This window comes from Streptomyces sp. NPDC023838, assembly GCF_040639555.1.
Lineage (GTDB): Bacteria > Actinomycetota > Actinomycetes > Streptomycetales > Streptomycetaceae > Streptomyces.
In genome coordinates, this window is the sequence record NZ_JBFAAD010000017.1 from 125,313 (window position 1) to 151,801 (window position 26,489).

General features: G+C 72.0%; 24 protein-coding genes. 11 read left to right on the top strand and 13 right to left on the bottom strand.

The genetic code is table 11. The annotated features are described in order from the left end of the window. Positions 1 to 67: 67 nt before the first annotated feature. Positions 68 to 976 carry a helix-turn-helix transcriptional regulator gene (locus AB0G17_RS21630; protein WP_361385001.1) on the bottom strand — a complete coding sequence of 303 codons (909 nt, stop codon included), beginning with the start codon at positions 974 to 976 and terminating at the stop codon, positions 68 to 70. Positions 977 to 1,150: 174 nt separating this feature from the next. Here AB0G17_RS21630 and AB0G17_RS21635 point away from each other — a divergent pair, with 174 nt between their 5' ends. Both AB0G17_RS21635 and AB0G17_RS21640 read left to right on the top strand, forming a co-directional pair. After that, a complete protein-coding gene (locus tag AB0G17_RS21635; RefSeq protein WP_361385004.1) occupies positions 1,151 to 2,188 on the top strand; it encodes an NAD(P)-dependent alcohol dehydrogenase in 1,038 nt (345 codons plus the stop codon). Between the two features lie 181 nt (positions 2,189 to 2,369). Further along, positions 2,370 to 2,720: a DUF1330 domain-containing protein gene (locus tag AB0G17_RS21640; protein WP_361385007.1), complete on the top strand. Its 351-nt coding sequence runs from the start codon at positions 2,370 to 2,372 to the stop codon at positions 2,718 to 2,720. Between the two features lie 578 nt (positions 2,721 to 3,298). Here the strand turns inward: AB0G17_RS21640 and AB0G17_RS21645 are convergent. From AB0G17_RS21645 to AB0G17_RS21660, 4 genes are all read right to left on the bottom strand, one after another. Next, positions 3,299 to 4,945 carry a hypothetical protein gene (locus AB0G17_RS21645; RefSeq protein ID WP_361385162.1) on the bottom strand — a complete coding sequence of 549 codons (1,647 nt, stop codon included), beginning with the start codon at positions 4,943 to 4,945 and terminating at the stop codon, positions 3,299 to 3,301. Positions 4,946 to 5,337: 392 nt separating this feature from the next. Next, on the bottom strand, positions 5,338 to 5,559 hold the full coding sequence (locus tag AB0G17_RS21650) for a hypothetical protein (protein WP_361385010.1): 222 nt from the start codon (positions 5,557 to 5,559) through the stop codon (positions 5,338 to 5,340). Positions 5,560 to 5,593: 34 nt separating this feature from the next. Continuing rightward, positions 5,594 to 6,259: a peptide-methionine (S)-S-oxide reductase MsrA gene (gene msrA, locus AB0G17_RS21655; RefSeq protein ID WP_361385013.1), complete on the bottom strand. Its 666-nt coding sequence runs from the start codon at positions 6,257 to 6,259 to the stop codon at positions 5,594 to 5,596. A gap of 159 nt (positions 6,260 to 6,418) precedes the next feature. Next, positions 6,419 to 7,525 (bottom strand): hypothetical protein, encoded by a 1,107-nt coding sequence (locus AB0G17_RS21660; protein ID WP_361385016.1) that lies wholly within the window; start codon positions 7,523 to 7,525, stop codon positions 6,419 to 6,421. A 220-nt stretch (positions 7,526 to 7,745) separates the two neighbouring features. On the opposite strand from AB0G17_RS21660, the gene AB0G17_RS21665 reads away from it, so the two are divergent. After that, on the top strand, positions 7,746 to 8,900 hold the full coding sequence (locus AB0G17_RS21665) for a cystathionine gamma-synthase (RefSeq protein ID WP_361385019.1): 1,155 nt from the start codon (positions 7,746 to 7,748) through the stop codon (positions 8,898 to 8,900). 45 nt (positions 8,901 to 8,945) lie between these two features. Here AB0G17_RS21665 and AB0G17_RS21670 read toward each other — a convergent pair whose 3' ends face one another. Genes AB0G17_RS21670 through AB0G17_RS21680 form a run of 3 tightly spaced genes read right to left on the bottom strand, consistent with a single transcriptional unit; the run spans position 8,946 to position 10,263 of the window. Further along, positions 8,946 to 9,197, bottom strand: coding sequence for a hypothetical protein (locus AB0G17_RS21670; RefSeq protein ID WP_361385022.1), 252 nt, complete (start codon positions 9,195 to 9,197; stop codon positions 8,946 to 8,948). 36 nt (positions 9,198 to 9,233) lie between these two features. Beyond that, a complete protein-coding gene (locus AB0G17_RS21675) occupies positions 9,234 to 9,728 on the bottom strand; it encodes a sigma factor-like helix-turn-helix DNA-binding protein (protein WP_361385025.1) in 495 nt (164 codons plus the stop codon). A 31-nt stretch (positions 9,729 to 9,759) separates the two neighbouring features. Further along, complete coding sequence (locus AB0G17_RS21680) at positions 9,760 to 10,263, bottom strand: MarR family transcriptional regulator (RefSeq protein WP_361385028.1); 504 nt, start codon at positions 10,261 to 10,263, stop codon at positions 9,760 to 9,762. Positions 10,264 to 10,418: 155 nt separating this feature from the next. Here AB0G17_RS21680 and ilvA point away from each other — a divergent pair, with 155 nt between their 5' ends. From ilvA to AB0G17_RS21695, 3 genes are all read left to right on the top strand, one after another. Further along, positions 10,419 to 11,648: a threonine ammonia-lyase gene (gene ilvA / locus AB0G17_RS21685; protein ID WP_361385031.1), complete on the top strand. Its 1,230-nt coding sequence runs from the start codon at positions 10,419 to 10,421 to the stop codon at positions 11,646 to 11,648. A 156-nt stretch (positions 11,649 to 11,804) separates the two neighbouring features. Next, the gene (locus AB0G17_RS21690; protein WP_361385034.1) at positions 11,805 to 12,779 is read left to right on the top strand and encodes an ATP-binding cassette domain-containing protein; all 975 of its coding nucleotides are present in this window, start codon (positions 11,805 to 11,807) and stop codon (positions 12,777 to 12,779) included. Then, a complete protein-coding gene (locus AB0G17_RS21695; protein WP_361385037.1) occupies positions 12,776 to 13,627 on the top strand; it encodes an ABC transporter permease in 852 nt (283 codons plus the stop codon). Before AB0G17_RS21690 ends, AB0G17_RS21695 begins: the two co-directional genes overlap by 4 nt. 145 nt (positions 13,628 to 13,772) lie before the next feature. Here the strand turns inward: AB0G17_RS21695 and greA are convergent, their stop codons facing one another. Next, positions 13,773 to 14,270: a transcription elongation factor GreA gene (gene greA, locus AB0G17_RS21700; RefSeq protein WP_361385040.1), complete on the bottom strand. Its 498-nt coding sequence runs from the start codon at positions 14,268 to 14,270 to the stop codon at positions 13,773 to 13,775. Between the two features lie 299 nt (positions 14,271 to 14,569). Continuing rightward, positions 14,570 to 14,971: a DUF4307 domain-containing protein gene (locus tag AB0G17_RS21705; RefSeq protein ID WP_361385043.1), complete on the bottom strand. Its 402-nt coding sequence runs from the start codon at positions 14,969 to 14,971 to the stop codon at positions 14,570 to 14,572. A gap of 125 nt (positions 14,972 to 15,096) precedes the next feature. Between AB0G17_RS21705 and mca the strand changes: the two genes are divergently transcribed. After that, a complete protein-coding gene (gene mca, locus AB0G17_RS21710) occupies positions 15,097 to 15,978 on the top strand; it encodes a mycothiol conjugate amidase Mca (protein ID WP_361385046.1) in 882 nt (293 codons plus the stop codon). After that, a complete protein-coding gene (locus AB0G17_RS21715) occupies positions 15,971 to 16,213 on the top strand; it encodes a hypothetical protein (RefSeq protein ID WP_361385049.1) in 243 nt (80 codons plus the stop codon). Before mca ends, AB0G17_RS21715 begins: the two co-directional genes overlap by 8 nt. A 178-nt stretch (positions 16,214 to 16,391) precedes the next feature. On the opposite strand, the gene AB0G17_RS21720 is transcribed toward AB0G17_RS21715, so the two are convergent. Further along, positions 16,392 to 19,604: a tetratricopeptide repeat protein gene (locus tag AB0G17_RS21720; protein WP_361385052.1), complete on the bottom strand. Its 3,213-nt coding sequence runs from the start codon at positions 19,602 to 19,604 to the stop codon at positions 16,392 to 16,394. A gap of 135 nt (positions 19,605 to 19,739) precedes the next feature. On the opposite strand from AB0G17_RS21720, the gene AB0G17_RS21725 reads away from it, so the two are divergent. Then, positions 19,740 to 21,743: a thioredoxin domain-containing protein gene (locus AB0G17_RS21725; protein ID WP_361385055.1), complete on the top strand. Its 2,004-nt coding sequence runs from the start codon at positions 19,740 to 19,742 to the stop codon at positions 21,741 to 21,743. Positions 21,744 to 21,795: 52 nt separating this feature from the next. Here AB0G17_RS21725 and AB0G17_RS21730 read toward each other — a convergent pair whose 3' ends face one another. Continuing rightward, positions 21,796 to 22,206: a hypothetical protein gene (locus AB0G17_RS21730; RefSeq protein WP_361385058.1), complete on the bottom strand. Its 411-nt coding sequence runs from the start codon at positions 22,204 to 22,206 to the stop codon at positions 21,796 to 21,798. A gap of 278 nt (positions 22,207 to 22,484) precedes the next feature. On the opposite strand from AB0G17_RS21730, the gene AB0G17_RS21735 reads away from it, so the two are divergent. Then, positions 22,485 to 24,857: a glycoside hydrolase domain-containing protein gene (locus tag AB0G17_RS21735; protein WP_361385061.1), complete on the top strand. Its 2,373-nt coding sequence runs from the start codon at positions 22,485 to 22,487 to the stop codon at positions 24,855 to 24,857. Between the two features lie 39 nt (positions 24,858 to 24,896). Then, on the top strand, positions 24,897 to 25,616 hold the full coding sequence (locus AB0G17_RS21740; RefSeq protein WP_361385064.1) for a hypothetical protein: 720 nt from the start codon (positions 24,897 to 24,899) through the stop codon (positions 25,614 to 25,616). 228 nt (positions 25,617 to 25,844) lie between these two features. Here the strand turns inward: AB0G17_RS21740 and AB0G17_RS21745 are convergent, their stop codons facing one another. After that, positions 25,845 to 26,483 carry a TetR family transcriptional regulator gene (locus AB0G17_RS21745; RefSeq protein ID WP_361385067.1) on the bottom strand — a complete coding sequence of 213 codons (639 nt, stop codon included), beginning with the start codon at positions 26,481 to 26,483 and terminating at the stop codon, positions 25,845 to 25,847. Positions 26,484 to 26,489: the final 6 nt, after the last annotated feature.

Below are 26,489 nucleotides of genomic sequence, written 5' to 3' on the forward strand. Positions count from 1 at the left end.
CCTTAACCCACCATCACCGCGCCCCTGTCACGCGAGCGCGTCGGCGGCCTGACCGGTCGGTGCGCCCTCACTGAGAGCGCGTCGGCGGGGTGGCGGGAGCCGGGCGGCTGCCCGGGCCGGAGGGGTCCGGGTCCGGGGCGGCCGCCCAGCTCGCCAGCAGCCGCAGCGAGTCCGCCGAGGGCGAGCCCGGCTCCGCGTAGTACGTCACCAGCGACAGGTCGTGCTCGTCGGGCAGCTTCAGCGTCTCGTACGACAGCGTCAGCTCGCCCACCAGCGGGTGGTGCAGCCGCTTGGTGCCGTGGCCCTTCTGGCGGACGGTGTGGGCGGCCCACAGCGTACGGAACTCGTCGCTCTTGACCGAGAGTTCGCCCACGAGCGCCGTGAGCAGCGGGTCGTCCGGGTAGCAGCCCGCGCACAGCCGCAGCACGCCGACCACCTCGGCCGCCTTGTCCTGCCAGTCCACGTACCGCTCGCGGGCGGTCGGGTCGAGGAAGACGTGGCGGGCGAAGTTCCGCTCCTCCGGCGGGAGGGCGACGAAGTCGCCGATGAGGGCGGCGGCCATCCGGTTCCAGGCCAGCAGGTCGAGCCGGCGGCCCAGGATGTACGCCGGGACCGCCTCCATCGAGTCGATCAGATGGTGCAGCTGCGGCCGCACCCGCCGCTCGTTCGCGTACGCCGACTTCTTCTTCCTGACCGCCTTCGGCTTCGCGAGGTGCGTCAGATGCTGCTGCTCGGCCTCGGTGAGCCGCAGCGCCCGGGCGATCGCGTCGAGCACCTCGGCCGACACGTTCTGCCCGTTCCCCTGCTCAAGGCGGGTGTAGTACGCGACCGAGACCCCGGCGAGCTGGGCCAGCTCCTCCCGGCGCAGCCCCGGCACCCGGCGGTGCCGCCCGAAGTCGGGCAGGCCCACGTCCCCGGGCTTGAGCCGGGCCCGGCGGGAGCGGAGGAATTCGCTGAGTTCGGCACGCTGGTCCATGACACCCCAGTATCAGGCTGACACGCGAAGTCGTACGACGGGGAGCCTGACCCTGTCAGTAGTACGCACGGCACGCGTACGCACGCCGGACGTACGAAGAGCAGGGGGCTGGGTGGCGGGCGGCGGCTGCGGCACCGTGGACGGCGTACCCGAGAATCCCGAGGAGTCAAGGCAATGACCACCGTCGCCGCCTACGCCGCCCCCGCCGCCAAGGCCCCGCTGGAGCGCACCACCGTCGAGCGCCGCGCCGTCGGCACGCACGACGTCCTGATCGAGATCAAGTACGCCGGCATCTGCCACTCCGACATCCACCAGGCCCGCGAGGGCTGGGGCGAGGCCATCTTCCCGATGGTCCCCGGCCACGAGATCGCCGGTGTGGTCACCGAGGTGGGCACCGGCGTCACCAAGTACGCCGTCGGCGACCGGGTCGGCGTCGGCTGCTTCGTCGACTCCTGCGGCGAGTGCGCGCAGTGCGCGGCCGGGCAGGAGCAGTTCTGCGCCCAGGCCGTCGGCACGTACAACGCCATCGGCCGGGACGGCGAGCCCACCTACGGCGGCTACTCCACCCACGTCGTCGTCTCCGAGCGCTTCGCGGTCCGCATCCCCGACGCCCTGTCGCTGGACGTCGCCGCGCCGCTCCTGTGCGCGGGCATCACGCTCTACTCGCCGCTCAAGCGCTGGCAGGCGGGCCCCGGCAAGAAGGTCGCGATCCTGGGCCTCGGGGGCCTGGGCCACATGGGCGTCAAGATCGCGCACGCGCTCGGCGCGGAGGTGACCGTGCTCAGCCAGACGCTGCGCAAGCAGGAGGACGGGCTGAAGCTGGGCGCCGACCACTTCCACGCCACCAGCGACCCGAAGACCTTCGAGCAGCTCGCGGGCTCCCTGGACCTGATCGTCTCGACGGTCTCGGCCCCGCTGGACCTCGGCGCGTACCTCTCGCTGCTCCGGCCGGGCGGCGCCCTGGTGAACGTCGGCGCCCCCGAGGAGCCCAACTCGCTCAACATGTTCGGCCTCATCGGCGGCAACAAGATCCTCGCCGGTTCGATGATCGGCGGCATCGCGGAGACCCAGGAGATGCTGGACTTCTGCGCGGAGCACGGCCTGGGCTCGGAGATCGAGCTGATCCGCGCGGACGAGATCAACGAGGCGTACGAGCGGGTGCTGGCGAGTGACGTGCGGTACCGGTTCGTGATCGACGCGGCGACGATCTGAGGGAGCGGGCGGGTCCGGGCCGGGTCCGGGCCGGAGCCGGGCTGGGGCCGGGCTGGGGCCGGGCCGGGTCCGGGCTGGGTCCGGGCTGGGGGGGGGCGCTTACCTGCCGGGTAATCGACCCCCCTCCCCGCCCCCGGCAGGATCAGGGCATCCGAACGGCATCACGTACCCGGAGGCTGTCATGACCGCATACGCCATAGCCCACCTGCGCCCCACCGGCGGCCCCGTCCCCGAGGAGGTCTTCGTCTACATGGAGCGCATCCAGGAGACCTTCGCGCCCTTCGGCGGGGAGTTCCTGGTGCACGGGACGACGGTGGAGGTGCGCGAGGGGGAGTGGCCGGGCGCCCTGGTCATGATCGGCTTCCCAGGAATGCCGGAGGCCCGAGCCTGGTACGACTCCCCGTCCTACCAGGCCCTCCTCCCCCTCCGCACGGCCCACATCCCCGGCGACCTGATCCTGGTGGAGGGGGTGCCCCCGAACTACGACGCGGCGAAGACGGCGGAGCGGTACCGGGCGGCGGAGCGTCCTTAGATGCCGGTGCCCGTTCGTCTGCGGGCCGGTGGTGGGCTGGTCGCGCAGTTCCCCGCGCCCCTTAAATGCCGCTACGCGGCATCCCCGGGCGCGCCCCGGCTGGCGGTTTGGGGGCGCGGGGAACTGCGCGAGCAACCCAGCACGGTCTGCAGATGACGGCGGGTTTAGGGGCGCGGGGAACGGCGCGCCCAGCCACGCACGGTCTGCAGATGACGGCGGGTTTTGGGGGCGCGGGGAACTGCGCGAGAAGCGAGCACGGTCTGCAGACGACAGAGGGTTTAGGGGCGCGGGGAACGGCGCGATCGGCCCCCACCGGCCCGCAGGCGAACACCGGGCCAAGAAGGGGCGCGGGGAACTGCGCGATCGGCCCCCACCGGCCCGCAGGCGAACACCGGGCCAAGGAGGGGCGCGGGGAACTGCGCGATCGGCCCCCACCGGCCCGCAGGCGAACACCGGGCGAAGAAGGGGCGCGGGGAACTGCGCGATCGGCCCCCACCGGCCCGCAGACGAACACCGGGCCAAAGACACACGCGGGGAACTGCGCGACCAGCCACACACGCCCCCGCCGCGCGCCGGGCTCAGCCGCACGCCCCCCGCCAAGGCCACCCGTACGACGAACCCAACCGGTACTCCCCACCCCGCCGCACCGTAAGCCGAACCCACTCCCCGTCGCGCCCCACACACGCCCCCGCGCCCCCATCCACCCGCAGCCAGGGCGAATAAGCGACCCGCACGGTAGCGGAGCCGGCCCGGTCCATCCGGACGACCAGGTGAGCGTCGTCCCCCCGCACCACCACCCCCGGCGCCGACACCAGCGGCACCGCGTCCCGTACCCGGTACACCGTCCAGTGCGCGTCCGACCACACCCGCTCCAGCCACGGCACACCGCCCCGCACCAGCGCGGCCTCGGCGGTGGCGGGCCCGTCCGGGCGGCCGTCGTGGAGGACGACGAGGCCGACGGCCCACCGGTCGAGCCACGCCCGGTACGTCCCCGGCGAGAACGACCCGTCGTAGAAGAGGCGCCCCCGCTCCACGTCCAACTGCCGGTTCCACCCCCGCGCGTTGTTGACGTACGCGCCGAGCACCGCCGCCTCCCGGTGGTTGCGCGCCGGCACCACCTCCACGCGCGTCCGGTCGGAGCCGAGCCGCCGCAGCTCAGCGACGAGCCCGTCGGTGTGCGTCGCCCACGCGGGCGTGACGGTGGAGACCTCGATGTCGTCGAGCGTCTTGTCGCGCAGCCAGTTGACGGAGACGAGCAGGACCACGGCCAGCACGACCCGCCGCGTCCGGTCGAGCCCGGGCGCGAGGAGCGCGGCGAGCAGGACGGGCGCCCCGGCCAGCCCGAGGAGCCGCTCCACGTTGGTACCGACGGGGGAGGCCACGCAGTACGTGAGGACGACCCCCACCGCGTACACGGCGGAGCCGAAGCGCACGACCCTCCACGTAGGCGATACGGGCGCCGCGAGCAGGAGCGCGGCGCAGACGGCGAGCGGCATCCACACCTTGCCGAGCGCCATGGGCTGTTCGCCCTCGAAGGGGAAGAGGAGGGTGGTGGCCGCGACGATCGCGCACGGCGGCACGCTCAGGACGGCGGCCTTGCCCCACTGCCGGTCGAGGCCGTACGCGGCGCCGGCGACGAGCAGGAAGAGCCCGGCGACGGGGCTGGCCATCGTGGCGAGAGCAGTGCTCACGCACGCGAGCGCCAGTCTCGTCCTGGAGCGGCGCACCGACCCGAGAGCGGGTGCGGCGCCCCCCGGCCCCCCACGCGGCGGCCCCTGGACCAGCAGACACGCCGCGAGCCCGAAGGCGACCCCCACCGCGAACGTCGTACGCCCGGACACCACGTTGCACCACAGCGCCGCCGCGGCGAGCAGCGCGGGCCACAGCCCCCGCCACGGCCCGTCGCCGCCCCCGAACCGCCCGCCCCTCGCGTCCCGCGAGCCCTCCGCCCGTACGAACAGCAGAGCCATCAGCCACGTACTGGAAAGCCCCGCCACCACCGACACCGTGCGCACCCCGAACGCCGCCATCAACCACGGCGTCAGCAGGCTGTAGTTGGCGGTGTGCGCGCCGCCGTACCAGGACAGGTTGTACGCCGACCCCGGGTGCCGCGCCGCGAAGCCGGCCCAGGCGAGCTGAGCCGCGAGATCGCCGCCGCCGGTCGCGAGGACGAGTGCCCACACGGCGTACAGCGGAAGGACCGTCAGCGTCGCGACCACGGGCACGCGCACCCCGGGCCGCAGCCAACTCCCGCGCAGGGGCGAGGCGGTTACGTCGCCGGCGGTATCGGTCCCCAGGACCTGGCTGCGGGTGCCCACCGATCCACCCTACGGCGAGGTGCCCCATGCCTCCGGCCCCGTACCCGCGCCCCGACCGCCGCGCCTGAGCGTCCATGCCGGAACGCCCATGCCGGAACGCCCATGCCGGAACGCTCATGCCCGCGCCGCGACCGTCTGGACTGAAGGCCCTTGGCGGAACCCTCAAGGCGACCCGGCCGCCACGGCCTCCGCGATCCGCACGGCCACGTGTGCCGGGACCATGCCGACGTCAACCCAAGGCGTGCCCTTGCCACTCACGGCGGGCCGCAGCCGGGCCTTGCCGATGGATCCGTCTGCTGTCAGCGGCGGCGCTCCCAGTACTCCGAGAAGGGGACGGCGTGTGCCTGCGCGGTGTCCCGGTAGGCGCGGTACTCGGGCAGCCGGTGCGGCGGCAACAGCTCCGCGCCGACGAACGCGCCCGCGTCCGTGTAGCCGACAGCTTCCGCAGCATCTTGCCCCCACGCGTTGAGTACGACCGCAGGATTCGATGCTCCTGATGCGGGCCCGCCGAGGTCAACCACCGCCGCTTTCCACAACGGGAAAGGCGGCCCGGCGTCAGCCCTCCGCCCGCGCCACCCCGATCGGGCAGGAAACCCCCGTCCCCCCGATCCCGCAATACCCGCCCGGGTTCTTGTCGAGGTACTGCTGGTGATACCCCTCGGCCGGGTAGAAGGTGCGCCCCTCCGCCGGGAGGATCGTCGTGGTGATCTCGCCGTGGCCCGAGGCCGTCAGGACCTTCTGGTAGGACTCGCGGGACGCGGTGGCCGCTGCCGACTGGGCCTCGGAGTGGGTGTAGATCGCGGAGCGGTACTGGGTGCCCACGTCGTTGCCCTGGCGGAAGCCCTGCGTGGGGTTGTGGGATTCCCAGAAGAGCTTCAGGAGGGTGGCGTACGAGACGACCGACGGGTCGTAGACCACGCGGACCGCTTCCGTGTGGCCCGTCAGGCCCGAGCAGACCTCGTCGTACGTCGGGTTCTGCGTGTAACCGCCCTGGTAGCCGACCAGGGTCGTCCACACGCCCTCCGTCTGCCAGAACTTGCGCTCGGCGCCCCAGAAGCAGCCCAGGCCGAAGTCCGCCACCTCCAGGCCCTCGGGGTAGGGGCCCAGCAGCGGGTTGCCCAGGACCGTGTGGCGGTCGGGGACGGTGAATTCCGGCTCGGGGCGGCCCTTGAGGGCCTCCTCGGGCTGGGGGAGGACGGGCGTGCGGCTGTTCAGGAACATCGCGGGGGCTCCTCGGCCGGGGAGGGAGTCTGGTGCAGTCCGTTCAACGTTTGGGGGTGGTGGGGGATTCCCCGCCTCGTTCCGGAGGGGTGTGGGACCCCAGCCCCCAGGGGATCCCCCACCACCGACGCCCGGGCCCCTGCCCCGGCAAGCCCCCCCTCAGCGCGGCAGCGTCGCCGGGCTCCCCCCGTTCGCCTCGTACCCCGCCACCGCCAGCGCGCGGTACAGCGCGTACTGCGCCGCCGGGTCCTCGGAGAGCGTCCACGGCAGGGCGCCCACGAAGCCGTCCAGGCGCACGAACTGGTCCATCGACTCCGACCAGCGCTCCGCGCCGACCAGGAAGAACGCCAGCAGATGGCGGACGTGCGCCAGGACCGGGTCGTCGGGGCGGGCCGAGTGGACCGCGTGCAGGGCGCCCTCCAGGGCGCGGCTCACCACCATCGTGCGGTGGAAGTCCTGGACCAGGACGATGTCGGGCAGGTGCTCGTACACCGCGAACAGCGGCAGCGCGGCCAGCAGCGACCCCTGCGGCGCCCGCGCCGCCGCCGACGTCGCGAACTCGTCCGCCAGCGCGCGCGAACCGTGCCACTTCTCGCACCAGTAGTGGAGGGCCGACAGGTGCGCCCCCATGTGGTTCGGGGCGCGGTCGATCACCTTCGCCCAGAGTTGCTCGAAGTCGGTGTGGGAGTACGCCAGTCCGCGTGCCACCGCCAGTTCCACTATGTGCGGGATCGGGTCGCCCGGAGCCAGCAGCGCCGCCTCCGCGCAGACCGCGCGCGCCTCCTCCAGGATGATGCGGAAGTCGTCCTGCCCGGCCGACGACGAGCGCCACGCCTGCTGGACCAGGAACTCCGCGTGCACCTGCGCCGCGCCCGCGTCCTTCGGGGCCTCCGAGCGCCACTTGCGCAGCCACGCGCCGCCGACGCCGGGGCGCTGCGCCAGCTCCAGCGAGGCCGCGCCCGCGAAGGCCTGGACGCGCTGCCAGCGCAGCTCGCCCTCCTTGGGCGTGCCCGCGAGCAGCTGCGCCGCCGCCCGCCATTCCTGGGTGGCCTGCACCACGTCCAGTACGTCCAGGAGGTCCTGGTCCGGGCCCGGCAGCCGTACGTCCAGCTCCTCCTGGCGCGCGAAGCCGTACTCCGCCGGGTCCGCGGCGTCGGGCGCGCCCGGCTCGGCCAGCTGGATGCCGGCCCGGCGCCGCCGCATCGCCCACGGCCCCAGGGCCATCGTCAGCATGCACGCGGCGATCAGGATCCAGAGAATCTCCATGCCTCAAGCGAACCAGACCCCACTGACATCTGGCCAACCCGGCAGCCGCCGGCCGGGGCCCGGGGCCGACGGCAACCACCGGCCCGGGCCCGGAAGCCACCCGCCCCGGGCCCCGCCCCGGGCCCCGCCCCGGGAACCCCGGTCTCACCTGGCGGCGACCCGGATCTCAGGAAACGGCGAGCGCGCCCCACCCCGCCACCGGCGAACTAGGCTCTGGACCATGAGCCACGAGCACCTCGACAAGAGCTTCGAGACCATCGCGATCCACGCCGGTAACACCGCGGATCCGCTGACCGGCGCGGTCGTACCCCCGATCTACCAGGTCTCCACATATAAGCAGGACGGCGTCGGCGGGCTGCGCGGCGGCTACGAGTACAGCCGCAGCGCCAACCCGACCCGCACCGCCCTCGAAGAGAACCTGGCGGCCCTGGAGGGTGGTGTGCGCGGGCTCGCCTTCGCCTCCGGCCTCGCCGCCGAGGACTGCCTGCTGCGTACGCTGCTGGCCCCCGGCGACCACGTGGTCATCCCCAACGACGCGTACGGCGGTACGTTCCGCCTCTTCGCCAAGGTCGTCTCCCGGTGGGGCGTGGAGTGGTCGGTCGCCGACACCTCCGACCCGGCGTCGGTACGGGCCGCGGTCACCGACCGTACGAAGGCCATCTGGGTCGAGACGCCCTCGAACCCGCTGCTCGGCATCACCGACATCGCGGCCGTCGCGGCGGTCGCCAAGGACGCCGGGGCCAAGCTGGTCGTCGACAACACCTTCGCCAGCCCCTACCTCCAGCAGCCGCTCGCGCTCGGCGCGGATGTCGTCGTGCACTCGCTGACCAAGTACATGGGCGGGCACTCGGACGTCGTCGGCGGTGCGCTGGTCACCAACTCCCGCGAGTTGGGCGAGGAGTTGGCGTACCACCAGAACGCCATGGGCGCCGTCGCCGGGCCGTTCGACTCCTGGCTGGTGCTGCGCGGCATCAAGACGCTGGCCGTGCGCATGGACCGGCACAGCGAGAACGCCGGGAAGATCGCGGAGATGCTGACCCGCCACCCCAAGGTGTCGCAGGTCCTCTACCCGGGGCTGCCCGAGCACCCCGGCCACGAGGTCGCGGCCAAGCAGATGCGGGCCTTCGGCGGCATGATCTCCTTCCGGGTCACCGGCGGCGAGCAGGAGGCGGTGGACCTGTGCGCCCGCACCAAGGTCTTCACGCTCGGTGAGTCGCTCGGCGGCGTCGAGTCGCTGATCGAGCACCCGGGCCGGATGACGCACGCCAGTGTCGCCGGGTCCGCCCTGGAGGTGCCGGGTGACCTGGTGCGTCTGTCGGTCGGCATCGAGAACGCGGACGACCTGCTGGCCGACCTCCAGCAGGCGCTGGGCTGACGGTCGCGGCAGACCCCGTAGGGGTCCCGGGTGCCCCGGGACCCCTCAGAACCCCTCCACCGGTGGCGCCACCGTCGACGGCGGCGCCACCCACGGATGCACGCGCGACGCCCACACCGCGAAGACCACCGCCGCCGTCACGATCACCAGCCACATCAGCCGCCGAGCGGCCCGGCGACGGCGCAGCAGCCGCAGGCCCAACTCGTACGCGCGCGTGGCGAGTTCGGCCGGTACCGGGGGGTGCGGGCCCTCTAGGAGGCGGCGGACCTCCGCCTCCTTGCGGTCGGGCAGGCTCATGACACCCCCTCCACGCTCATGAGACCCCGTCCACGCTCATGACACCCCCTCCGCCGTCGGCCGCGGACGCGCCTGCCGGGGTGCCGCCCGGGCGCTGCGCATCGTCGCGATCGCGCGCGTGCAGATCACCCGGACGCGCTCGGACGGCAGGCCGATCAGCGCGGCGACCTGTTCCTCGGCGACGCCCTCGTACAGCCGCAGGACCAGGACGAGCCGCTCCTGCGGGGTGAGCCGGGCCAGTACGCCCGTCGCCCGCTCGCGGTGGCGGTGGTGGCGCCAGGCGGTGCTCGCGAACCGGGCGGCCAGCTCCTGGCGGGTGCGGTCGTACGGGTCCTCGCCGCGCTCGGGGTTCCAGCGCGCGTAGGTCCGTGCCAGGGCTGCGGTCAGCAGGCGACGGGCCCGCTCGTTGTGCTCGGGAGGCTCGCCGGTGAGCAGGGTGGCGGCATGGAGCAGCCGGCCCCCCGCGCCCGCCACGAACGCCTCGAACTCGCGGGCGCTGCGGCGCTGCCGTTCCGACTGCCGCTCGCGCATGGCCTCATATGAAGCCCGTGCGCGCGGCAGGTCAAGAGGTCGGCGCCGCCGGGTCCTGGGAGGCCGACTGCCGGGCCGAGAGAGCTGAGTTGAAGCGGGTCAGGAGGGTGCAGAAGGACTCCCGTTCCTGCTCGCTCCAGCCGTCGGTCACCTGTGCCATGAGCTCGCGGCGCGAGGAGCGCACCTCTTCGAGGCGGGTCTGGCCGCGCGGGGACAGCTGGAGCACGACCGCGCGGCCGTCCTCCGGGTGCGAGGTCCTTTTCACCAGGCCCGTGTCGACGAGCGGGGCGACCTGGCGGGTGACCGTGGACGAGTCGATGCCCATGCCGGCGGCGAGCGCCTTGACGCCCATCGGGCCTTCCTGGTCGAGCCTGTTGAGCAGCAAGTACGCCGCGCGGTCCATGGAGTTGCGGACCTGGCCGACGCCGCCGAGACGGGTCTGCTCCGCGCGGCGCGCGAAGATGGCCACCTGGTGCTGGAGGGCATCGAGGAGACCTGGGTCGAGATGGGAAGTCATGTCCTGAGTAGTGGGCATGGCCGGGGCTCTCTCGTGCGGCGGTCGGTGTGGTGGGGGACAGAGTACGCGGCCGGGCCGGTACGCGTACCGGCCCTGCGCAAAGCTGTGGACAACTGCCCGGAGGATCCGGCGCGGAGCGGCCGCCGGGCCCATGAGCTGCGAGACTTGCGGTCATGAGCTTCAGTACGCCTGACCCCTGGCATCCCCTGATCCTCGACGACGTCCGCGGCGCGCAGAAGATGCTCGCGGGGGTCGCCAGGATGACCGCGATGGAGGGCTCCCGGCATCTGACGCAGCTGGTCGGTGCCCCGGTCCACCTCAAGTGCGAGAACCTCCAGCGCACCGGGTCCTTCAAGCTCAGAGGCGCCTACGTACGGATCGCGGGGCTGCGTCCCGAGGAGCGGGCGGCCGGGGTGGTGGCGGCCAGCGCGGGCAACCACGCGCAGGGCGTGGCGCTTGCCTCCTCGCTCCTGGGCGTGCGCTCCACGGTGTTCATGCCGGTCGGCGCGCCCCTGCCGAAGGTCGCCGCGACCCGGGAGTACGGGGCGGAGGTCGTCCTGCACGGCACGGTCGTCGACGAGACGCTGGCGGCGGCCGAGGCCTACGCGCGCGAGACGGGCGCCATCTTCATCCACCCCTTCGACCACCCGGACATCATCGCGGGCCAGGGCACGGTCGGCCTGGAGATCCTGGAGCAGTGCCCGGAGGTGCGCACCATCGTCGTCGGGGTCGGCGGCGGGGGACTGGCGGCGGGCATCGCGGTCGCGGTGAAGGCGGTCCGCCCCGATGTGAAGGTGATCGGCGTGCAGGCGGCGGCTTCTGCCGCGTACCCGCCCTCGCTGGCCGCCGGACATCCGGTGGCGATCGACCCGGCCCCGACGATGGCCGACGGGATCAAGGTGGGGCGGCCCGGGGACGTGCCGTTCGCCCTGATCAGGGAGTTGGTGGACGAGGTCCGTACGGTGACGGAGGACGAGCTCTCCAGTGCGCTGCTGCTCTGCATGGAGCGGGCCAAGCTGGTCGTGGAGCCCGCGGGGGCGAGTCCGGTGGCGGCGCTGCTGAGCGACCCCGGGGCGTTCCGGGGGCCGGTGGTGGCGGTCCTGTCGGGCGGCAACGTGGACCCGGTGCTGCTCCAGCGGATCCTGCGGCACGGGATGGCGGCCGCCGGGCGCTATCTGAGCCTGCGGCTGCGCCTGCCGGACCGGCCGGGGGCGCTCGCGGCTCTTCTCAGGTCATTGTCAGTGGTCGACGCTAACGTCCTTGATGTGAGCCACGTACGCACCGATCCGCGGCTCGGACTCACCGAAGTGGAGGTGGAGTTGCACCTGGAGACGAAGGGGCCGCAGCACTGCCTGGAGGTCGGGGCTGCGCTGCGGGAAGAGGGGTACCAGGTCATTTCCTGACGCCCGCGCGCCCGCGCCGCCGAAGTCGTTAAATCCCTTGAGTAAACGCGATACATCGCGTTAGCCTCTGTTCCGCGCCACAGCTCCACCGGGCATCACATACCCGGCAAATTTAGGATTTGTGTACGAAACGACCCAACTCTGGGGGTACCCAACATGCCAGGCGCCATCTATGCCGAAGGCCTGGTGAAGACGTTCGGCGACGTAAAGGCTCTGGACGGCGTGGACCTCGATGTCCCCGAGGGCACGGTTCTGGGCCTGCTCGGCCCCAACGGCGCCGGCAAGACCACCACCGTCCGCGTCCTGACCACCCTGCTCCAGCCCGACAGCGGCAGGGCCACGGTCGCGGGCATCGACGTGCTCAAGCATCCCAACGAGGTGCGCCGCGCGATCGGGCTCTCCGGTCAGTTCGCGGCGGTCGACGAGTATCTGACCGGCCGTGAGAACCTCCAAATGGTCGGCCAGCTCTACCAGATGAAGGCCAAGGAGGCGAAGGCCAGGGCGGGCGAGCTGCTCGACAAGTTCAACCTCGCCGACGCGGCCGACCGCCCCGCCAAGACGTACTCGGGCGGTATGCGCCGCCGGCTCGACCTGGCCGCCGCCCTGGTCGTGTCGCCGCCCGTGATGTTCATGGACGAGCCGACGACCGGCCTCGACCCGCGCAACCGCCAGCAGTTGTGGGAGGTCATCCAGGAGCTCGTCGCGGGCGGCACCACCCTGCTGCTCACCACGCAGTATCTGGAGGAGGCCGACCACCTCGCGCACGACATCTGCGTGGTCGACCACGGCCGGGTGATCGAGCGCGGCACCGCCGACCAGCTCAAGGCCCGCACCGGCGGCGAGCGCGTCGAGGTCGTGGTGCACCAGCACGAGGAGATCGAGCCCGCCCGCGCGGTGCTCGCCGGGTTCGGCAAGGGCGAGGTAGCCGTCGCCGAGCACACCCGCAAGCTCACCGTGCCGGTGACCGGCGGCGCCAAGCTGCTCGCCGAGGTCATCCGCGAGCTCGACAACCGCGGAGTGGAGATCGACGACATCGGGCTGCGCCGCCCGACCCTCGACGACGTCTTCATCTCCCTCACCGGCCATGTGGCCGAGCAGAAGGACGAGGACGAGAAGGAGGCCTCCAAGTGACCGCCGTTGTCGAAACCCCGCACCTCACAGCCCCGAAGCCGCGCGGCGGCATCGTCCAGTCGGTCAACGACTCGCTGGTCGTGGCCAAGCGCAATCTGATCCGGATGATGCGCATCCCCGAGATGATCATCTTCGGGCTCATCCAGCCGATCATGTTCGTGGTGCTGTTCAGCTACGTGTTCGGCGGCTCGGTCAACATCGGCGGATCCACGAACCCCGGCGACTACCGCGAGTTCCTGATGGCGGGCATCTTCGCGCAGACCGTCACCTTCGCCACGGCCGGCGCCGGCGCGGGCATCGCGGACGACATGCACAAGGGGCTCATCGACCGGTTCCGGTCGCTGCCGATGGCCCGGGGCGCCGTTCTCACCGGCCGCACGCTGGCCGACCTGGTGCAGACGGCGCTGACCGTGGTGGTGCTCGCCGCCGTCGGCCTGCTGGTCGGCTGGCGCGTCCACCACGGCATCCCGAAGGCGCTCGGCGCGTTCGCGCTGCTGCTCCTGCTCGGGTACGCGTTCTCCTGGATCGGCGCCCTGATCGGCCTCACGGTCCGTACGCCCGAGGCGGCCACCTCCGGCGGGCTGATCTGGCTCTTCCCGGTGACGTTCGTGTCCAACGCGTTCGTCGCCACCTCCGGGATGACGCCGTGGCTGCGGCACGTCGCCGAGTGGAACCCGTTCAGCGCCACCGTCCAGGCCTGCCGGGACCTCTTCGGCAACCCGGGCGTGGTGCCGTCCAACGCGTGGCCGATGCAGCACCCGGTGATCGCCTCGCTGCTCTGGTCGCTGCTGATCATCGTGGTGTTCCGGACCCTGGCGGTACGCAAGTACCGCTCGGCGACGGCCTGACAGGCACGGCCTGACACGCGACGGCCTGACACACACGGCGAACACCGCGGATACGGCGAACACGGCGAAGCCCCCGGCCGCCCTTCTCAGGGCCGCCGGGGGCTTCGCGTACGTACTACCGCTTCAGCTGCTTACGGAACGGGGCTCAGCCCGTGTACGGCGTGGCCGCGAGGATCTTCACCGAGGCCTTCTTGCCGTTCGGCAGTTCGTACTCGGCGTCCTCGCCGATCTTCTTGCCGTTCACACCGGAGCCGAGCGGGGACTGCGGCGAGTACGTCTCGATCTCCGTCGACGCGTACTCGCGCGAGGCGAGCAGGAACTCCAGGGTGTCGTCCTCGTCGCCGTCGAAGGCGATGGTGACGAGCATGCCCGGGGCCACCACGCCGTCCGCGGCGGGCGCCTCGCCCACCTTGGCGTGCTCAAGGAGCTGGGTCAGCTGGCGGACCCGGAGCTCCATCTTGCCCTGCTCCTCCTTGGCCGCGTGGTACCCGCCGTTCTCCCGGAGGTCACCCTCCTCACGGGCCGCCGCGATCTTTACGGCGATCTCCGTGCGCGCGGGACCAGACAGATACTCCAGCTCGGCCTTGAGCTGGTTGTACGCCTCCTGGGTCAGCCAGGTGACGTTGTCGCTGGTCTGGGTCACAGGTGCTCCTCGTCGGTACTGGGAATACAAGCGCATCGCCCTACCCAGAAGGATGTGCCTTCTCGGGCGGGCGAAACCACGAGCCTAACAATTCAAGGCGCGAAGGGGGAGGACGAAAACCATAGGGACATCGTCGGCGCAGGTCAGCGCGGGCCTGATGGCCGCGGTGTCGGCCGGGTCGGACGGGCCTGCCCGGCTGGGGCCCTGCCCGGCCGGGACCGGACCGGCCGCCTCAGACCGACCCCTCAGACCGACCCCTCAGACCGACCCCTCAGACTGACCGCCTCAGACTGACCGCCTCAGACGGACTTGCAGCCGACCAGGTCGACGGCGGTCGCCCGCGAGGTGGTCTGGACGGTGACCACCTGGTCGATGCGGCCCTGCCGCTGCTCGAAGCGGACGTCCTTGCGGCCCACCTCGTCGCCGTCGGTCTCCAGGGCGCGCAAGGTGCAGACACCGGTCTCGCCCTTGTCCTTGCGGACTTCCAGATGGACCTCGACGGCCTTGGCGGAGACCACCTTGAACTTGATGACCTCGGCCGACACGGACTGGCCGCCCACGTAGTCGTAACCGATCCAGCCGACCACACCGAGCAGGGCGACACCGAGGACCGAACCGATGATCTTGAGCTTGCGGTCGGCGCGCTGGTCCGCGGTGCGCCCGTAGCGCCCCTCGGGAAGCGGTTGGCTTGCCGCGGCCATGGTCGTCCTCCTGCTGCTGGGGGCCCGGAATTTTCCGCCCCCCGATTCGGTCACTATAGAAGCCGCCCATCGCGCCGGATGACCGAGGGCAACACCAGGGCGCCGAATCACTTGAGGATCTTGTCTTGACTGAGCAGCTGCGACTGATGGCCGTGCACGCCCACCCCGACGACGAGTCGAGCAAGGGCGCGGCCACCATGGCGAAGTATGTGTCCGAGGGGGTGGACGTGCTGGTCGTGACCTGCACGGGAGGCGAGCGCGGCTCCATCCTCAACCCGAAACTCCAGGGCGACAAGTACGTCGAGGAGCACATCCACGAGGTGCGCAAGAAGGAGATGGACGAGGCGCGCGAGATCCTCGGCGTCAAGCAGGAGTGGCTGGGCTTCGTCGACTCGGGGCTGCCGGAGGGCGACCCGCTGCCGCCGCTGCCCGAGGGCTGCTTCGCCCTGGAGGACGTGGACAAGGCGGCGGGCGAGCTGGTCCGCAAGATCCGCGCCTTCCGTCCGCAGGTGATCACCACGTACGACGAGAACGGGGGCTACCCGCACCCCGACCACATCATGACCCACAAGATCTCCATGGTGGCGTTCGACGGGGCGGGTGACACCGAGAAGTTCCCGGAGTCCGAGTTCGGCCCGGCCTACCAGCCGCAGAAGCTCTACTACAACCAGGGCTTCAACAAGCCGCGCACCCTGGCGCTGCACCACGCGCTGCTCGACCGGGGCATGGAGTCGCCGTACGGCGAGTGGCTGGAGCGCTGGAAGGAGTTCGAGCGCGTCGAGCGCACGCTGACCACGCACGTTCCGTGCGGGGAGTTCTTCGAGATCCGCGACAAGGCGCTGATCGCGCACGCCACGCAGATCGACCCCGACGGCGGCTGGTTCCGGGTTCCGATGCACATCCAGAAGGAGGTCTGGCCGACGGAGGAGTACGAGCTGGCGAAGTCGCTCGTGGACACTTCCCTCCCCGAGGACGACCTCTTCGCGGGCGTACGCGAGAATGCCTGATATGAGCGCAAGCCTGGCACTGACGCACTTGGTCCCGCTGGCCAAGGAGATCGACAACGACAAGGTGACGCCCGGAGTCCTCGGCTTCGTCGTCTTCGCGGCGCTGGCCGTGGGGGTGTGGCTGCTGATGAAGTCGATGAACCGGCACATGGGGAAGGTCGACTTCGAGGAGGCGCCCGAGTCGGGGACGGCCCCGGCGACGGCCTCCGGCAAGGGTGAGCCGAAGAAGGCGTAGCCCCGCTGGGGTGCGGAGTCGTCTGCGGGCCCGCTGTGGCTGGTCGCTCCCCCAAGTTCTCGGCTTCGCTCGAACAGGGGGGACCCCCGTCGCGGCGGAGCCGCACAATGTCACAGCCCCCTGCCCCTTAGGGAAGGGCCTGGCCCTGATAGCCAGGCCCTGCCAGACGGGGCGCGGGCTATCGCCCCGCCCCCACCGGCACCCCCATGACCTCCCGGGAGTGGCGGGTCGGGACCATGCCCAGGGGCCAGGCCTGCCAGCCGGCCTCCAGTTCCACGCCGCGCTCCAGCATGAGCGCGTACGCCTCCGCGCAGTCCTCCAGTTTGCTGTCGCGGGTGGCGTGGTGGGCGCGGATCAGCTGGGACAGCTCCTCCTCGGCGACCGCGACGCCGATCTCGAAGCCGCCCGCCGAGGCGTACGGGAGCAGGGTGCAGCGCAGGAAGCGGGCCCAGTCGCCGCCCCTGCGGTCCCCGTACGAGTCGAACAGCTCGACCGCCTCGTCGCACAGCCGCAGCGCCTGGGGCGCGCGGTTGTTGCCCGCGTCGATCAGGGCCAGCTCCAGACAGGTCCAGCCCTCGCCGTGGGCGACCCCGATGCGGTGGAAGTCGGCGCGGGCGTCGACCAGGAGCTGACGGGCGAAGCCGGAGTTGCGCAGGTTGCCGGTCTGGGCGGCGCGCTGGTCCCGGGTGACCCGCCCGGAGTGGTGGCGGGCGCAGGCCAGGCCGTACACGTCCCGCATCCGCGAGAACATCGTGCGGGCGCGCTCCAGCTCGCGGACCGCCTGGTCGCGGTCGCTGAGCTCCTCCAGGGCCTGGCCCAGGTAGTACAGCGTCCATGCCTCGCCGCGCGCGTCCTCCTGCTCCCGGTGGCGGGCCAGGGCCTGGCGCAGCCCGTCGACGGCCGGGTTCGGGTCGCCGTCCACGAGGCGGGCGCGGGCCAGCTGAGTCAGCGCCCAGGCCTCGCCCCGGCCGTCGCGGGTGCGGCCGTACAGATCGAGCGCGGTGCGCAGCTCGTCCTCCGCGCGCGGCACGTCGCCCATCCGCAGGCACACCTGGCCCAGCTGGAAGTGGGTCCACGCCTCGCCGTGCAGTGACTCGCCCTCGCGGTGCAGGGCCAGCGCCGTGTCCAGCAGGGTCAGCGCGTCCGCCAGGTTCGCCCGGTCGCGCTCGACCGCCGCCAGCGCGTGCAGCGACCACGCCCGGTCCTCGTCCTGTTCGGGCGAGGACTGGAGCTCGATCGCCTCGCGCAGCCGGGCCGCCGCCTCGGTGAGGTTTCCCTGGTGGTGCAGCGTGATGCCGAGCGAGGCGAGCGCGAGCGCCGCGCCCGCGTCGTTCTGCGCCTCCCGGTAGAGGCCGACCACCGAGGTCAGCGTGGTGCGGGCGGTGTCGAGCTCGCCCAGCTGGCGGGCCGCGATGCCGGTGCGCCACCGTACGGAACGCTCGAGGAGGCCCTGGTCGACGGCCTGGGTGAGCTCGCTGATCTCGCCCAGGCGGTAGAGGTCGCCGCGCAGCAGGCAGTAGTCGCACAGCGCGCCGAGCAGGTTGAGCACCGCCTGCTGGTCGACGTCCTCCGCGTCGCGCAGCGCGGCCGTGATGAAGCTCGACTCGTCGTCGAGCCAGCGCAGGGCCGCGTCCAGCGAGGTGAAGCCGTGGCCGCCGAACTGTCCGGCGCGGGTGGAGAGTTTGCCGTCGACCATACGGATCACGGCGCCGGCGAGGTCCGCGTAGTTCTGGATCAGCCGCCCCTGCGCGGCGGTGCGCTCGGCGGCCTCCTCCTCGTCCAGGAGCCGGGCCCGCGCGAACGCCCGCACGGTGTCGTGCAGGCGGTAGCGGTCGGCGCGGACCTGGTCGATCAGGCCCGCCCGCGCCAGATCCGCGAGGAGCCGGCCCGCCTCCGCGTCGCTCGTGGCGAGCAGCGCCGCCGCGGCCGCCGCGCCCAGCGAGGCCCGCCCGGCGAGCGCCAGGCGCCGCAGCAGTCTGCGGGGCTGCTCGGACTGGTCGGTGTAGCGCAGCCACAGGGCCCGCTCGACGGGCGCCACCGGCCCGTACGCCCCGAGGTCCGCCACGAGCGCCCGCGCGTCGCGGGGCCCGAGCGAGGAGCCCGCGATGCGCAGCGCGAGCGGCAGACCGCCGCACAACTCCCGTACGAGCGCGGCGGCTTCACCGTCGTACGGCTCTTTGGAGTCCTCTTGGGCGCACGCGCGCAGCAGCTCCTCCGCGCCCGCCTCGTCCAGCGGCTCCACCGCCAGCTGGTGCACCCACGCGGGGAAGTCGTCGGGCAGCTCGAGGGGGTGCGTGGCCGTCACCAGGACCAGGCTGTCGGAGCGCTCGGGCACCAGGGTGCGCACCTGCTCGGCGTCGTGGGCGTCGTCCAGGACCACGGTGACCGGAAGGCCCGTCAGATGCTGGTGGTAGAGCTCGGCGAGCCGGCGCACCTGCTGGTCGGCGGAGGAACGCTCTCGGAAGAGCAGTTGCTCGCGGGGCGCGCCCAGCCGGTTGAGCAGGTGCAGCAGCGCGTCCCGGGTGGGCAGCGGCTTCTGCGCGCCACCCCGCAGATCCACCAGGCACGCGCCACGGAACTGGTCGCGCAGCTGGTGCGCCGCCCGTACGGCCAGCGTCGTGCGGCCCACGCCCGCCGGGCCGTGCAGCACCACGACCGTGGGGCGGGTCTCGGTGGCGGCGCGCGCGGACTGCACCCATTGGGTGATCCTGCCGAGTTCCGCGCGCCGCCCCGCGAACGGCCCCTGTGGCTCCGGCAGATGGCCGAACGACTGCTCCAGGACCGAGCGGCGCCGGGCCGCGGCGCTCTTGTCGGTGCCGCGCAGCTGGGTGGGCACGGAGGCGCTGGTCTTCTTGCCGGGACGGACCGCCGGGGCCGTCATCCGCTGCTGGTCCAGGAACGGGCGGATGCCCCGGACGTCCAGGGCCGTGAGCCACTGCAGGCGCAGCTGTTCGGCGCCGCCCGGCCGGCCGAGCTCGCCCGCGCGCCGGTGGGCGGCGGGCCAGTGCGCGGCGGTCACCCGTACGACGGTGGTCGCGGCCCCGGCGACGGCCACGGCCGCCCCCGCGCCGACCGCGGGTCCCGCGCCCGTCCCGAGCGCCGCGTCCGCGACGACGGCGGCGACGGCCGCGACCCCGGTCACCAGGAACGCCGTGCCCGCCTTCTCCCGCGCGAACCGGTCGCCCAGCGTCGGCTGCCCGGCCGCGGCCTCGTCCAGCGCCCGGGTGTACGCCCCGTACTCCTCCTCGGCGCTCGCCGCCAGCGTGTCGAGTGCCGCCCGGCCGCGTGTCAGCAGCGCGTTGGCGTCGGCGCGGCCGCCGGAGCGCCGCACCTCCTCCTCGACCGCGCGTACCAACAGCCGCTCGGCCTCCGCCCGATGGCCGTCCCGCATGTGCGTCCCCCTCCGAGAGCGTCCGCTGCGACTTGAGTCCTGGTCGAGTGTGCCGTTGGTGTCAAGTGTCCTGCGTGCCGCGCGTCGGCGCGAGGGAGTCGGCGGATCATCTCGCCCGTGGGGGAGGATGGCCCCATGCCGAACCGCCTGGCCCATGAGACGTCCCCGTATCTGCTCCAGCACGCCGACAACCCCGTCGACTGGTGGCCCTGGTCCCCCGAGGCGTTCGCCGAGGCCCGCGAGCGCGGGGTCCCGGTGCTGCTCAGCGTCGGGTACAGCAGCTGCCACTGGTGCCATGTCATGGCCCACGAGTCCTTCGAGGACGAGACGACGGCCGCGTATCTCAACGAGCACTTCGTCAACGTCAAGGTCGACCGCGAGGAGCGGCCCGACGTCGATGCCGTCTACATGGAGGCGGTGCAGGCGGCGACCGGTCAGGGTGGCTGGCCCATGACCGTCTTTCTGACGCCGGACGCCGAACCGTTCTACTTCGGCACCTACTTCCCGCCCGAGCCCCGCCACGGCATGCCCTCGTTCCCGCAGGTCCTGGAGGGGGTGAAGGCCGCCTGGACGGGGCGGCGCGAGGAGGTGGGCGAGGTCGCCGCGAAGGTCGTACGGGACCTGAACGAGCGCGAGCTGGTGTACGGCGGGGGCGCCGGGGTGCCCGGCGAGGAGGAGCTGGCGGGTGCGCTGCTCGGGCTGACCCGCGACTACGACGAGCGCAACGGCGGCTTCGGCGGCGCGCCCAAGTTCCCGCCGTCGATGACGCTGGAGTTCCTGCTGCGCCACCACGCCCGTACGGGCGCCGAGGGCGCGCTCCAGATGGCCGCCGACACCTGCGAGAAGATGGCGCGCGGCGGAATCTACGACCAGCTGGGCGGCGGCTTCGCCCGCTATTCGGTGGACCGCGAGTGGGTGGTGCCCCACTTCGAGAAGATGCTCTACGACAACGCGCTGCTGTGCCGGGTGTACGCCCATCTGTGGCGGGCCACCGGCTCGGAGCTGGCGCGCCGGGTCGCCCTGGAGACCGCCGACTTCATGGTCCGCGAGCTGCGTACCAACGAGGGCGGCTACGCCTCGGCCCTGGACGCCGACAGCGACGACGGCAGCGGGCGCCATGTCGAGGGCGCGTTCTATGTGTGGGCGCCCGCGCAGCTCGCCGAGGTGCTGGGTGAGAAGGACGGCGAGGCGGCCGCCCGGCACTACGGGGTGACCGAGGAGGGCACCTTCGAGGAGGGCGCCTCCGTCCTCCGACTCCCCTCCGACGGCGGCCCGGTGGCGGCGGACGTACGGGACCGGCTCTTCGCGGCCCGCGAGCGGCGGCCGCGCCCCGGCCGGGACGACAAGGTCGTCGCCGCCTGGAACGGCCTGGCGATCGCGGCGCTGGCGGAGACGGGCGCGTACTTCGACCGCCCCGACCTGGTCGAGCGGGCGACCGAGGCGGCGGACCTGCTGGTCCGCGTCCACATGGACACCGGCGCGCGTCTGTCCCGTACCTCCAAGGACGGCCAAGCCGGCGCCAACGACGGTGTGCTGGAGGACTACGCCGACGTGGCGGAGGGCTTCCTGGCGCTCGCGGGCGTGACCGGGGAGGGGGCCTGGCTGGAGTTCGCCGGGTTCCTCCTGGACATCGTCCTGGACCAGTTCACCGCCGAGGGCGGGGTGCTCTACGACACCGCGCACGACGCCGAACGGCTGATCCGGCGCCCGCAGGACCCCACGGACAGCGCCACCCCGTCGGGCTGGACGGCGGCGGCGGGCGCGCTGCTCTCGTACGCGGCCCACACCGGCTCATCCGCCCACCGGGCCGCCGCCGAGGGCGCGTTGGGCGTGGTGAAGGCCCTGGGCCCGCGCGCCCCGAGGTTCATCGGCTGGGGCCTGGCAGCGGCCGAGGCCCTGCTCGACGGCCCCCGCGAGGTGGCCGTGGTGGGCCCGCCCGGCGGCGAACTCCACCGGGCCGCGCTGCTGGGCCGCGCCCCGGGCGCGGTGGTGGCGGTGGGCGACCCGGGCGGCGCCGAGTTCCCCCTCCTGGCGGACCGGCCGCTGGTCGACGGCGCCCCGGCGGCGTACGTCTGCCGCCACTTCACCTGCGAGGCACCGGTGACGAACGCGGAGGCGCTGGCGCAGGCGCTGTCCTGAGTGCGCACGCGGGTTCCCCGCGCCCGTGCGGGGCGCGGGGAAGCCGTGCGGATCAGTTGTCGTTCTTGAAGATGCCGATGCCCACCCAGTCGCCGTCGCTCGGCGGCATCCACGCCCGGACCCACTCGTCCTGCGAGCCCAGCCAGGCGCCGCCGTTCTGGCCGCAGGTCTTGTCGGTCCACTTGCTGAAGTGCATCGAGTCGCGCCACCACCAGCCGTACATGCGGGTCTCGTAACCCGGCGTCGCCAGGCAGGCCGTGGTCGGCTGGCCCTTCTGGTTGAAGCCCTGGATCTTGATCGACGCGACCCTGTGGGTCTCGTCGTAGATCACGATCTGCTGCCCGTCGGTGCCCGCGAACGCGGTCCCGCCGGTGGCGGCGATGCCCGCGACGGCCAGCGCGCCGGTGGTGGCGGCCATGGCGAACTTCTTGCCCATACCCATGAGTTGCTCCCCCTTGGTCATGCACACATGATCATGTGCGGTGAGATCGTACGACACGTCAGGTGATGGTCGAGCATGCCGATAACCGGATGATCAGTCAGTTATGATCACCCCACAACGGCAGTCGACGGGGGAAACCGACGCCGAGGTGATGCGGGGAACCACCTTCCGGAAACCGGTCGATCCGCCATGCCCGCGACGGGCCGTGGCCGACCGGACGACCACGCCGGAACGCCTCCTTCCGCCATCAGGATTCACGCACCCCCGAGTCCCGAGCCCCGCTCACCAGAGAGAGAAACATGGCGGACGAGAAGGTCCTTGCTGCCCAGGAGTGGGTCAACGCCACTTATTCGATGGTTCCCGGCTATGTGAAGTGCCCCGAGGACGGGCGCACCGGCTGGTCGACGATGTTCTCGCTGACGATGGCGCTGCAGGCCACGCTCGGCATGGCCCCGCTGGTCGCGAGCTTCGGTCCGGGCACGCTGTCCGAGCTCGCGAAGCGCGGCGACATCGGCCCGAACGAGCAGAACGTCAACATCAAGAAGATCGTCGAGCACGCCCTGTTCTGCAAGGGCTACTGGGGCGGCGACGGTACGGGGTCGTACGGCGCGGCCACCGACAAGTCGGTCAGGGCGCTCAAGAACGACGCCGGCCTCGACGCCTCCAACGGCCTTGTGTCACCGAAGGTCTTCAAGGCGCTGCTCAGCATGGACGCCTACATATCGTCGCCGAACGGCGGCACCGACACGGTCCGCGCGGTCCAGCGGTGGCTCAACGGCCGCTACTTCAGCCACTCGTCGTTCTTCGTCGGTCCCGCCGACGGGGTGTACTCCCGCGATGTGCAGAAGTCGCTGATGAAGGCGATCCAGTACGAGCTGGGCATACCCGACGACCAGGCGACCGGCGCGTTCGGCCCCGGCACCCAGGCGGGTCTGAAGGCCCACACGGTCAAGGAGGGCGACTCGGGGATCTGGGCCCAGCTCTTCTCGGCGGCGTGCGTGTTCAACTCGCCGATCCCCAACGCCAAGGGCGACAGCAACATACCCACCACGTTCCGGGACAAGTTCGACTCCAAGCTCACCGAGTGGGTCAAGGCGTTCCAGAGCTTCTCCGAGCTCGACACCAGGGACGGCCGGGGCGACTACCGCACCTGGGCCCAGCTGCTGGTCTCGACCGGCGACCCGGACCGGACCGCCACGGCCTGCGACACCCGCTTCCAGATCACCCGCCCGCGCGCCGACGCCCTGTACAAGGCGGGCTACCGCTATGTCGGCCGCTACCTCTTCGACCCGCCGGGCAGCACGCTCGACAAGGAGATCAAGGACGGTGAGCTGGCCGACATCTTCGCGGCCGGGCTGAACGTCTTCCCGATCTACCAGGACAACGCGCGCCGCCTCCAGGACTTCACGTTCGAGCAGGGCTTCGAGCACGCGCTGAACGCCCACGCCTGCGCGGACGGCTACGGCTTCAACCGGGGCACCGTCATCTACTTCGCGTGCGACTACGACGCGACCACCGACGAGATCGCCTCCAACATCGTGCCCTACTTCCAGGGCGTCCAGGCGGGTCTGGCGAACCGGGGGAAGAAGTACGTGCACGGCGTCTACGGCTCGCGGAACGTCTGCACGCAGGTCAGCAAGAACACCGACGCCCGCTACTCCTTCGTCTCCGGCATGTCCTGGGGCTTCTCCGGCAACCTGGGCTTCCCGCTGCCGCCGAACTGGGCCTTCAACCAGGTCAAGGAGTTCAAGTTCATCTACAGCGGCGACTCGTTCGACCTCGACAACGACGTCCACCGCAGCGGCAGCGACACCGGCCAGAACACGGTGCACCAGCAGGTGCAGCCGGCGAACGAGTTCGTCAAGTACATCACCACGCTCTTTCCGCTGGCGCTCCAGTACGGCAAGGGCGACCCGAACCAGCTGGTCATGGAGTACGGGCGGCAGAAGGCGTACGCCGGCTTCAAGTGGTGGGCCCTCATCGGTTCGCCGGACGAGGACTACATCAAGTTCGCCAACAGCAGGGGCGCGTCCCTCCTCCAGGACTTCAAGGACCCCGTCACGGGCTACACGATCGGTGCCGAGCACCTGCTGGCGGCCGCCAACGGCCACTACGTGAAGCCGCAGCAGGAGGACGACATCAGGAAGATCGGTGAGGGCGACATCGCCGGCTGGGCCGGCGACCTCATCACGCTCTACGGGGAGTGGCGGCGCGATGTGAAGGCGTATCCGTCCGGATACACCTACTGCCAGGCCAAGTTCGGCAAGATCGGCGTGGTCTCCACGTTCAGCTTCAACGACCTCATCGAGGACGCGGACGGCTATCTGATCGCCCGGCGTGCGCAGCGCGGCGGTCAGCTGGTCGACATCGTCCGTGAGCACTACGGGCAGGGCGAGCGCGACGCGGGTGCGCTGACGCGCTTCCGCGACTACTTCGAGGAGCGGTTCGGCGGCAGCACCGACTTCATGGTGACCATGGCCCGCTCGGTCCTGCTGCAGCAGTCCAACCCGAAGATCGCGATCGGGCGCACCTCGCTCATCCGGGACATCGCGGGCTCCAACGCGACCCTGCCCGAGCAGCTCTCCGACGACGTCCTCAACGGCTTCTGCCGGGGCTTCGCCGACGGGCTGCACGACCGCGTCCTGCAGGAAGCCAACGCCAAGGGCCTCTAGGCCCGGGTCCGTCGTACGAAAGTGATGAGGAACCGATTCATGAGTGATGTCATGACGCACGCGGTACGCGTCGACCGCCGCCGCTTCCTGGTGGCCGGCGCGGGCGTCGCCGGGGGCGCGGCGCTGGTGGCGGGCGGGATGTCCGGCACGGCCGTCGCGGCCCCGGCCGCCCCCGCCACCCCCGCCGTTCCGGCGGCTCCGGCGGCGACGGAGTGGCACGGGCGCGCCTCCGCCAACGGCTGGCCCGTCGTCGCCTCGGCGCCGTCGCACCGCGTCGAGGGCGCGGGCGGGGTGGGCTTCACGGCGCTGGACGGCGACGTGGCGACCGTGCTCACCCACGTGGTGCGCCGCTTCCACTACGAGATCCACACGCTGGGCGCGGGCGAGGTCACCGGCCACTCCACCGCGCGGGCGGTGGCGGCGCCGTACGAGAGCAACTACCTCTCCGGCACGGCGATCGCGATCCGGCCGCTGCAGTACCCGGCGCGGGCGCGCGACGGGTTCTTCCCGTACGAGCTGGTGGTCGTCCGGGACATCCTGGCGGACCTGGAGGGCGTGGTGAAGTGGGGCGGCGACGAGTCCACCGCCAAGGAGTCGCACTTCCAGATCGACGTGCGCCCCGGCGACTCGGGGCTGCGCCGGGTGGCGGCGAAGCTGCGCGGCTGGGAGGAGCGGCCGGGGGCGGGGGCGGGCACGATCGATGTGCTGGGCCCGGGGCGGGTCAGAGCCGCGAAGGCCTTGGCGGCCCGCCAGCGGTGACGGGGATCGGCCCGGTGTTTGTCTGCGGGTAGTGGTGGGTTGCTCGCGCCCGCGTGGCGGAGCCGCACAATGTCACAGCCCCGCGCCCCTGAAGGCCGGCCCGTCGGTCGGGTGCGGGTCCGCTTGGGTTGCTCGCGCCCGCGTGGCGGAGCCGCACAATGTCACAGCCCCGCGCCCCTTGAGGGGCGCGGGGAGCTCGCGGCCGGCCACGTACCGCCCGCAGAGGGACTACCGCAGCCCGTCCCGCACAGCGGACAGCGACCGCTCCACCAGTTCCACCAAGTCGTCCTCGTGGTCCCGTTCCGCCCAGTACACCGCTGCCTCGTAGAGCGCCGCGAGGACCGCCATCGAGTACGTCCGGACCTCCAGCTCCCCCTCCTCGCGGCCCGTTCGCTCCGCGACCACCTGGCACAGAAGGCGGCTGCTGGTCGCCATGGACTGCATCATCCGGGCCCGCAGCGCCGGTACCTGGACCAGCAGGGTCGTCCGCTGAATCGTCTCCTCTGGGGCGTGCTCCAGGGTCAGCCGGGTCGCCTTGACCATGACCTGGCGCAGGGACTCCAGGAGCGGCTCGTCCGCCGGGCGGGCGCGCAGCTCGGCGACTATGAACGGGTCGAACTCGTCCGTGAGGACGATGTCCTCCTTCGTGGGGAAGTAGCGGAACACCGTCGACGGGGACACCTCCGCCGCCTCCGCGATCTGCTCGACCGTCGTCGCGTCGTACCCCTGCTCGGCGATCAGCCGGTACGTCGCGCGCCGGATCGCGACGCGCGTCTTGAGCTTCTTGCGTTCGCGCAGCCCGAGCTGCGGCTGCATGTCCTCGGCGAGGGAGTCGAGGGAGCGGGGGCGACGAGAGGTGGCGGACATGTCGAC

Excerpts from the sequence above, each read along its gene's own strand:
- AB0G17_RS21630 (WP_361385001.1), bottom strand. The coding sequence starts at position 976 with ATGGACCAGCGTGCCGAACTCAGCGAATTCCTCCGCTCCCGCCGGGCC.
- AB0G17_RS21635 (WP_361385004.1), top strand. The coding sequence starts at position 1,151 with ATGACCACCGTCGCCGCCTACGCCGCCCCCGCCGCCAAGGCCCCGCTG.
- AB0G17_RS21640 (WP_361385007.1), top strand. The coding sequence starts at position 2,370 with ATGACCGCATACGCCATAGCCCACCTGCGCCCCACCGGCGGCCCCGTC.
- msrA (WP_361385013.1), bottom strand. The coding sequence starts at position 6,259 with ATGTTCCTGAACAGCCGCACGCCCGTCCTCCCCCAGCCCGAGGAGGCC.
- AB0G17_RS21660 (WP_361385016.1), bottom strand. The coding sequence starts at position 7,525 with ATGGAGATTCTCTGGATCCTGATCGCCGCGTGCATGCTGACGATGGCC.
- AB0G17_RS21665 (WP_361385019.1), top strand. The coding sequence starts at position 7,746 with ATGAGCCACGAGCACCTCGACAAGAGCTTCGAGACCATCGCGATCCAC.
- AB0G17_RS21670 (WP_361385022.1), bottom strand. The coding sequence starts at position 9,197 with ATGAGCCTGCCCGACCGCAAGGAGGCGGAGGTCCGCCGCCTCCTAGAG.
- AB0G17_RS21675 (WP_361385025.1), bottom strand. The coding sequence starts at position 9,728 with ATGCGCGAGCGGCAGTCGGAACGGCAGCGCCGCAGCGCCCGCGAGTTC.
- AB0G17_RS21680 (WP_361385028.1), bottom strand. The coding sequence starts at position 10,263 with ATGCCCACTACTCAGGACATGACTTCCCATCTCGACCCAGGTCTCCTC.
- ilvA (WP_361385031.1), top strand. The coding sequence starts at position 10,419 with ATGAGCTTCAGTACGCCTGACCCCTGGCATCCCCTGATCCTCGACGAC.
- AB0G17_RS21690 (WP_361385034.1), top strand. The coding sequence starts at position 11,805 with ATGCCAGGCGCCATCTATGCCGAAGGCCTGGTGAAGACGTTCGGCGAC.
- AB0G17_RS21705 (WP_361385043.1), bottom strand. The coding sequence starts at position 14,971 with ATGGCCGCGGCAAGCCAACCGCTTCCCGAGGGGCGCTACGGGCGCACC.
- AB0G17_RS21715 (WP_361385049.1), top strand. The coding sequence starts at position 15,971 with ATGCCTGATATGAGCGCAAGCCTGGCACTGACGCACTTGGTCCCGCTG.
- AB0G17_RS21720 (WP_361385052.1), bottom strand. The coding sequence starts at position 19,604 with ATGCGGGACGGCCATCGGGCGGAGGCCGAGCGGCTGTTGGTACGCGCG.
- AB0G17_RS21725 (WP_361385055.1), top strand. The coding sequence starts at position 19,740 with ATGCCGAACCGCCTGGCCCATGAGACGTCCCCGTATCTGCTCCAGCAC.
- AB0G17_RS21730 (WP_361385058.1), bottom strand. The coding sequence starts at position 22,206 with ATGACCAAGGGGGAGCAACTCATGGGTATGGGCAAGAAGTTCGCCATG.
- AB0G17_RS21735 (WP_361385061.1), top strand. The coding sequence starts at position 22,485 with ATGGCGGACGAGAAGGTCCTTGCTGCCCAGGAGTGGGTCAACGCCACT.
- AB0G17_RS21740 (WP_361385064.1), top strand. The coding sequence starts at position 24,897 with ATGAGTGATGTCATGACGCACGCGGTACGCGTCGACCGCCGCCGCTTC.
- AB0G17_RS21745 (WP_361385067.1), bottom strand. The coding sequence starts at position 26,483 with ATGTCCGCCACCTCTCGTCGCCCCCGCTCCCTCGACTCCCTCGCCGAG.